The sequence below is a fragment of the uncultured Bifidobacterium sp. genome, assembly GCF_963540075.1.
Classification (GTDB): domain Bacteria; phylum Actinomycetota; class Actinomycetes; order Actinomycetales; family Bifidobacteriaceae; genus Bifidobacterium.
In genome coordinates this window covers 1-7,137 of the sequence record NZ_CAUTOG010000057.1, presented here as the reverse complement: position 1 = coordinate 7,137, position 7,137 = coordinate 1, and the positions used below count along the sequence as shown (strand labels likewise).

General features: G+C 67.1%; 6 protein-coding genes. 5 read left to right on the top strand and 1 reads right to left on the bottom strand.

What is annotated here, in order from left to right:
- A partial coding sequence (locus tag RWX87_RS06175) for a glycosyltransferase (protein ID WP_314688680.1) occupies nucleotides 1–882 on the bottom strand: 882 nt, incomplete at its 3' end.
- A 114-nt stretch (nucleotides 883–996) separates the two neighbouring features.
- Here RWX87_RS06175 and RWX87_RS06170 point away from each other — a divergent pair.
- From RWX87_RS06170 to hpt, 5 genes are read left to right on the top strand one after another with little or no spacing between them, the layout of a single operon-like run.
- Nucleotides 997–2,616, top strand: coding sequence for an AI-2E family transporter (locus RWX87_RS06170; RefSeq protein ID WP_314688678.1), 1,620 nt, complete (start codon nucleotides 997–999; stop codon nucleotides 2,614–2,616).
- Nucleotides 2,617–3,843 carry a glycosyltransferase family 2 protein gene (locus RWX87_RS06165; protein WP_314688676.1) on the top strand — a complete coding sequence of 409 codons (1,227 nt, stop codon included), beginning with the start codon at nucleotides 2,617–2,619 and terminating at the stop codon, nucleotides 3,841–3,843. It abuts the gene before it with no gap.
- Entirely contained in the window at nucleotides 3,843–5,432 is a 1,590-nt protein-coding gene (locus RWX87_RS06160) for a D-alanyl-D-alanine carboxypeptidase (RefSeq protein WP_314688675.1), read from the top strand. Before RWX87_RS06165 ends, RWX87_RS06160 begins: the two co-directional genes overlap by 1 nt.
- A 46-nt stretch (nucleotides 5,433–5,478) precedes the next feature.
- A complete protein-coding gene (gene tilS / locus RWX87_RS06155; RefSeq protein WP_314688682.1) occupies nucleotides 5,479–6,567 on the top strand; it encodes a tRNA lysidine(34) synthetase TilS in 1,089 nt (362 codons plus the stop codon).
- Complete coding sequence (gene hpt, locus RWX87_RS06150) at nucleotides 6,554–7,117, top strand: hypoxanthine phosphoribosyltransferase (protein WP_314688674.1); 564 nt, start codon at nucleotides 6,554–6,556, stop codon at nucleotides 7,115–7,117. Before tilS ends, hpt begins: the two co-directional genes overlap by 14 nt.
- Nucleotides 7,118–7,137: the final 20 nt, after the last annotated feature.

The window sequence follows — 7,137 nt, the reverse complement described above, 5'->3', positions numbered from 1 at the left end:
GCGGTCGACGTTCTCACCCTCCTTCTCGGCCATCTCGAACTGCTCCTTGAGCCAGATCCGTTCGGCCGGGTTGATGTCCATCATGTCCAGGTACTTCTGATAGACGGGGTAGAAGAGGCGCAGTGCGGGGTAGGCGGCGTACAGGGCCTGCTCGGTGCGGTGCCGGCGCCAATGCTCGGGATGCGCCTCGAAGGTGTTGCGGAATCTCCTCATGTAGTTGTGGAACGAGGCGAACGAGGTGTCGATGCGTCGGGCGGAGATCCCGCAGATCATCCGTCGCGAGTACACGGTTTTCAGGCCGTGTCCAAGCAGATGCAGCGAGACGTCCAGGTCCTCGTGCATGACGTCCTCCTTGTCGGGGCACACCTCCTCGGCTATGGCCCGCCATGCCGTGGCCCTCAGCGCCATGTTCGATCCGAACAGCAGCACCTGTCCGCCGTCGGCCCGGTAGGTGTGGCGACGCACCGTGTCATCCCCCTTCAGCCCCACGCGCTTGGCCGGCATGTCGTAGTAGACGACGGGTCCCGTGGCTCCCATGGCTTCGGAGTCCTCGGTGAAGATGCCCGAGACCACCTCCACCCAGTCGGGCTTGAGCATGCAGTCGGCATCCACGCGTCCCAGCACGTCCCCGGTGGCATGGTTGAGCCCGTAGTTGCGGGTGGGGATGAGCCCCTGCTCGGCGCTCTGATGGAGGAGACGCACGGGGGCGCCCGGATGGTCGCGGATGAAGTCCTCGACGATGCGGCTCGTGGCGTCGGTGGAGCGGTTGTCCACCACAAGCACCTCGTGCGGGGTGACCGTCTGGCGGGTGGCATTGGTCAGGCAGGCCTCGATGCGCTCCTGCTCGTTCCACGCCGGGATGACGATTGAGACGTTCAGCATGCTTCAAGGATAAAAGGTGACGCCTACACCGATGGTTTCCTGCGCTTCCAGGCGCCTCCGTGAGGCTCCCGCCTCCCGGTGCGCGTCGATGGCCCGACGCTAGTATGGGAAGCCATGAATGACCGCGACGAGTCGAAGATCGACCTGGCGTCGGTGTTCCCCTCCAAGGGGGACCCGCGCAGGCCGCCCGAGTGGTGGGGGAGGGCCCTGCTGTACACGGGCATAGGGGTTTTCGTCGCGTACTTCCTGTGGCGGTCGTGGGGCCAGGTCTCCTTCATCGTCCTCGACATCGTCATCGCCGTGTTCATCTCCCTGGCCATCGAGCCTCTTGTGCTGATGATGGTTCGACACGGCTGGAGGCGCGGCGCGGCGGCGGCGGTCTGTCTCACGGGTCTCACCGTGCTGGTGATGGCGCTGCTCGCGCTGTTCGGCAATATGTTCGTCCAGCAGATGATCTCCATGGTCCGGGGGCTGCCCCAGGTCTATGACGAGATCTCCGCCTTCGTCTCCCAGCACACCGGGTTCGACCTGCCTGAGAAGACCAGTCTCGGCAGCGAGATCCTCAGCAACCTTCAGACCTCGTGGGTCACCGACTTCGCAGGACAGGCGCTGAGCACGACCATGGGGGTGTTCAGCGCGCTGCTCGACCTCCTCACCGTGCTCATGGTGACCTTCTACGTCTCCGCGGCGGGCCCTCGGATGCGGCGAAGCCTGTGCCAGTGGCTTGGTCCGGTGACCCAGAGGCGCTTCCTGCTCGTCTGGACCGTCGTCCAGGACCAGATCTCGGGCTTCCTCTTCTCACGGACCATCCTTGCGGCCATCAACGCGGCCTGCATGGCCGTCTTCCTGGAGATCATCCACGTCCCCTCGTGGCTGCCGCTCGCGCTGTTCTGCGGCATCACCTCCCAGTTCATCCCCACCGTGGGCACGTACATCGGCGGCGCCCTGCCGGTGGTGTTCGCCTGGGGGTCGAACGGCCTGCCCTATGCCGTGGGCGTCCTCGTCTACATCGTCGTCTATCAGCAGGTCGAGAACCTCATCCTCTCGCCGAAGATCTCGCAGCGCACGATGGATCTCAACCCGGCCGTCGCCTTCCTCTCCGTGCTCGTTCTCGGCGCCGTGTTCGGCGCGCTGGGCGCCTTCCTCGCGCTGCCCGTCACGGCCAGCATCCAGGCGATCGCCAAGGTGTACCTCAAACGCTACGACCTGGTGGACTCGCCTCTGATGGCGGATCCCGTCTCCATGCGCAAGTCGAAGGTCGTCGAGGGCGCCGAGGCCTTCAACCGTCATGTCATCAGGCCCGTCAGCGAGCGCATCCCACGGGCAGCCCGTGGATCCAGCTCGCGCGCCCCCGTGGACGAGGAGCTGCGGCGGCTCCAGGGGGAGATCGGGTCGTTCGCGTCCGGAGGCTGGGGACGCGGCGGGACCGTCGACGGCAACGAGGACTCGGCCACGGTGGCCATCCCGCAGAGTCTTCCGGACGGTCGTCGGCGTGGAGCCGTCGCCTTGTCGGGGTCCGATGACGGACCCGACCCGGACGCGTCGGAGGATCCTGGCACGACGCCGATCCGCCGGGATGCGCATCGTGGCGAGGACGATGGCGATGACCGACAACCCGAGTCGGCGTCGAAACCCGGCGATGGGGATGGGTCGTCGGCATCGTCGGATTCCGGCCAATCCGGTTCCGCGCAATCCGGTTCCGGCCCTTCGAATCCGCGGGCGGAGTGGCGATAGATGGTTCTTCTTTCGGTGCTCGATACGCTGCTTCTCGTCGTCGGCGGCGCGGGACTGCTCTACCAGGCGGTCTGCGTCGTCGCCGGACTCTTCGTCAAGGAGCGGACCTTCCCCGACGCCCCGATGGACAGGCGTTACGCCGTTCTCGTCTCGGCGCGGAACGAGGAGAACGTCATCGCCAACCTCATCGAATCCCTCCACGCGCAGACCTATCCGTCGGATCTCGTGGACATCTGGGTGGTGGCGGACAACTGCACCGACGCCACCGCCGAGGTGGCACGGGCCCGGGGATGCCATGTCATCGAGCGCAGGGACCAGGTGCATGTGGGGAAGGGCTACGCCCTGTCCTATCTGCTCGGCCATATGATCGACGCCGGTCTCGAGGACCGCTATGACGCCTATTTCGTGTTCGACGCCGACAACCGCATCGATCCCCGGTACATCGAGGAGATGAACAAGGGCTTCCATGCCGGGTTCCGCATCCTGACCAGCTACCGCAACTCGGTGAACCTCGCCGACAACTGGGTCTCCTCGGGGTCCGCGCTGTGGTTCATCCGAGAATCGCGCTTCCTCAACAACTCACGGATGCTTTTCGGGTCGAGCTGCCACGTCGGTGGCACGGGATTCATGTTCTCCCGCGGGATCATGAAGCGCAACCGCGGGTGGAAGTTCCACCTTCTCACCGAGGACCTCGAGTTCACCATGGACTCCATCCTCCACGGCGATCGCGTGGGATACTGCGGTTCGGCCATCCTCTACGACGAGCAGCCCGTGACCTTCCGTCAGAGCTGGCGGCAGCGCCTTCGCTGGAGCAAGGGCTTCCTCCAGGTGTTCCGCTTCTATGGCCCCGCGCTGATCCGCAGGGCCGTGCGCGAGCGGGACTTCTCGGCCGTGGACTTCACCCTGCTTCTCTGCCCCTTCACGCTGATCACGGTCGTCCGCACCCTGCTGGGGGTCCTCTTCGCCGTCTTCGGCTTCGTCAGCTGGTCGAGCCAGCTGTCGTATCTGTCGGGCTGGGTGTCCGGAACGGTGACGGGCGTGCTCGTCATGATGGGCCTCGCCGCTCTGACGAGCATCGTCGAACGGGACAGGATCGGTGCCACCAACAAGGAGCTTTTCGCCTACGTGCTCAGCTTCCCGCTGTACATGCTCAGCTACGTCCCCATCTCCTTCCAGGCGATTTTCGCCCGGGCGGAATGGAAGCCGATCGTGCATAGGGGCAACTGATGACGTCGGACGGCGCGCGCGGCGGCGACACGCATGAGGATTCCACGACGCGTCGCGACGAGGGACCCGGCGACGAGGGACGGGGCGCGGGCGCGTCGGAGCGACGGGGCTCCGACTCCGCGCCGGACCGCAGGAGGACGCATGATGGGCAGGGGCCCGCGTCGCGCCCGTCATCCGGGTTCCCGCGCGTCGTCATCGTCACGGCGTCGGTTCTCGTCACGGCCGTTCTGTGCATCGCCTACCTCGTCGGCGACTCCCTCGATGTTCTGCCGGGTCCGCTCACGCTTGCGGGACTGGACAGGTCCCTCCCGTCGGCATCCCGGAAGGCCCGCGCCGCGTCCGATCTCGCCGGGAGGCTCGACGAATCCCGGGACGTGGATGCCACGTCGGCGTCGCGGCTCGTATCCTCCTTCGCCGCGTCCTCCGGGATCGGCGCGGACTATTCCGTGGCCGTGGCGGACGCCGACGGCACGGTCGTCGCGGAGAGGTCGGCCGATCAGGCGCGCGAACCCGCCTCCACGCTCAAGACGCTGACCTCTCTCGCCGCAGCCACCACGCTCGACATGGGCTCCACCCTCGACACGCGGACCTATCTGAGCCAGTCCGAGGGCTCCGGGACGACCGTGATCCTCAAAGGCAACGGCGATATGCTGCTGTCCTCCGGCGACAGCGACACCTCCCATGTCAACGGCCGCGCGGGCCTCCGCACCCTGGCGAAGGAGACCGCCCAGGCGCTGAGGCAGCGTGGGCTCGACACCGTGCGGCTCGTCTACGACGACTCGCTTTTCGGGTCCGTGCGATCGCCCTCCTCCATCGCCACGAACAATCCGGACGGCCTGTACTACACCCCGGTCTCCTCCATGGCGGTGGATGGCGGCCGAGAATGGTCCTCGGGGCAGAAGCCCTCCGATCCCGACGACTTCGAGGCGTATCCGACCCTGTCGACGACCACCGCGGCGGACGCGGCCGCCGCCTTCGCCACGAGGCTGCGCGAGCAGGGCATAACGGTGACGGGGTCGCCGACCTCCGGCACGGTCCCCGACGGGCTGTCGCCCGTCGCCTCGGTGAGCTCCGCCACGCTCGGCGAGGTCATGGCCTTCATGCTGCGGCATTCCGACAACACCCTTGCGGAGGAGTTCGGCCGGCTCACGGCCTTGAAGCTCGGCACAGGCAACTCTCCGCAGGGGGCGACCGCGGCCGTGAAACAGCGGCTGACGGCCCTCCGCGTGACGACGAAGGGTCTGTCCATGGCCGACTGCTCGGGCCTGTCGCCCGGATCCCGGGTGACCGTGCGCACTCTCGTGGCCGTCCAGGCGACCATTCTGCGGACCCCGGCCGCGTCGGCGGCGGGGGAGGGACTGTCGGTCGCCGGACTCGTGGGCACGGCGAAGAGCCGGTTCGACTCCTCGGTGGCGGGACTCATCCACGCGAAGACGGGCAGCCTGTCCGGCGTGACGTCCATGACGGGGACGGTGCTTCGCTCGGGAGGCGGGATCCTCGTCTTCGCGGTGATCGTCAACGATCCGCAGGATTACAGCGCGGCGTACGCCGCCATCGGCGATTTCGTCGGATCTCTGGTGAAGCTGTGAGGGGCCGGCGGATGCGGGGATTGGAGGAGCCGTGTACTCCGCTGCGATGAAGGCCGCCGTCGGGGCGGTCAGGGCCTCACTCGCCATGATCGGTATCGCCCGGCAGGGCGACGTGTTCCGCAGTCATGGCGAGCATAGGCCCGCCGCCGACGCCCCGCTTGTGCTCGTCGCCTGCTCGGGCGGGCGCGACTCTCTGGCCCTGGCCGCGACCGCGGCCACGGTCTGCGCCAGTCTGGGGGTTCGGTGCGGCGCGGTCGTCATCGACCATCGTCTTCAGCGCGGCTCCGAGACCGTCGCCGCCGAGGCCGCCGGACGATGCCGTCATCTGGGGCTTGATCCCGTTCTCATACGCAGGGTGGATGTCGTGGACGTCGGCGGAGGCGTGGAGGACGCGGCCCGCAGCGCCCGATATCACGCCCTGTCCCGATCGGCTCGGGAGGAGCGCGCGGTCGCCGTGCTGCTCGCGCATACGCGCAACGACCAGGCGGAGACGGTGCTGCTCGGCCTGCTCCGGTCCGGGGGGTTGGAATCCATGGCCGGCATGCCCCGATCGACGTCGGTCGAAGGGGTCGTGTTCCTTCGCCCTCTGCTCGGTCTGCGCCGTTCGCAGACCACCGCCATCTGCCGGGACCTGGGTCTCGGATGGTGGGACGATCCCACGAATGGGGATGCGGCGGCCGTCCATGGCGGGCTGGATCGGAACTACCCGCTGCGTTCCCGGATACGCCATGCGCTGATCCCGTTCCTCGATCGTCTTACCGGGTCGGATGTCACGGGAGTGCTGTCCCGGCAGGCGGAGCGGTATGCGATGGACGCCGACTGCCTGAACCGCCTCTCCGACGAGGCCGCCGGACGGCTGATCGAGGTGTACCGGGATTTGCATTCCGCACGGCCGGAGGCGCGTGTGGATGCCGATGGTCTTGCCGCCGAGCACCGGGCCATCCGCACGCGCGTCATCCTGCGGGCGCTGGCCACGGTGGGCGTGACGGCGGCGGAACGCCATGTCCTCGCCATCGAGGCGCTGGCCGTCGACTGGCATGGCCAGGGGGCCGTCGCGCTTCCCGGCGGACGTTCAGCGTTCCGTCAGGGACACGTCATTCGGCTGTGCCAAGATGGAATGCATGAAAATCGCTGACGTCGCCGAATCCATCGACCACGAGCTGGTCAGCAGCTCCGCAATCCACACCAGGATCGAGGAGGTCGCACGGCAGGTGAGCGAGGACCACCGCGGCGATGACCTGCTGCTTGTCGGAGTCCTCAAGGGTGCGGTGAACACCATGGTCGCCTTCTCCCAGGCGCTGAGCATTCCCGTGACGATGGATTTCATGAGTCTGTCGAGCTATGGATCGGGGACGTCGAGCACGGGGACCGTGACCGTGCGGCAGGACCTTTCCAGCGACGTTCGCGGCCGGCACATTCTCATCGTCGAGGATATCGTGGATTCCGGAAGGACACTCGCCTGGCTGGTGGACGAGCTCAGAGGCCGCAGGGCGGCATCCGTCGAGGTGTTCGCCCTTCTCGAGAAGCCGGCGCGGCGGGAGGTCGACGTCGACGTGAGATACCACGGCTTCGACATACCCGACGAGTTCGTCGTCGGCTTCGGCCTCGACTACGACGAGCGGTTCCGCAACCTCGACTCCATCGCGGTCCTCAGACCGGCCGTCTACCAAGGAGCACACGCATGACCTATCCGCAGTCACCCCGG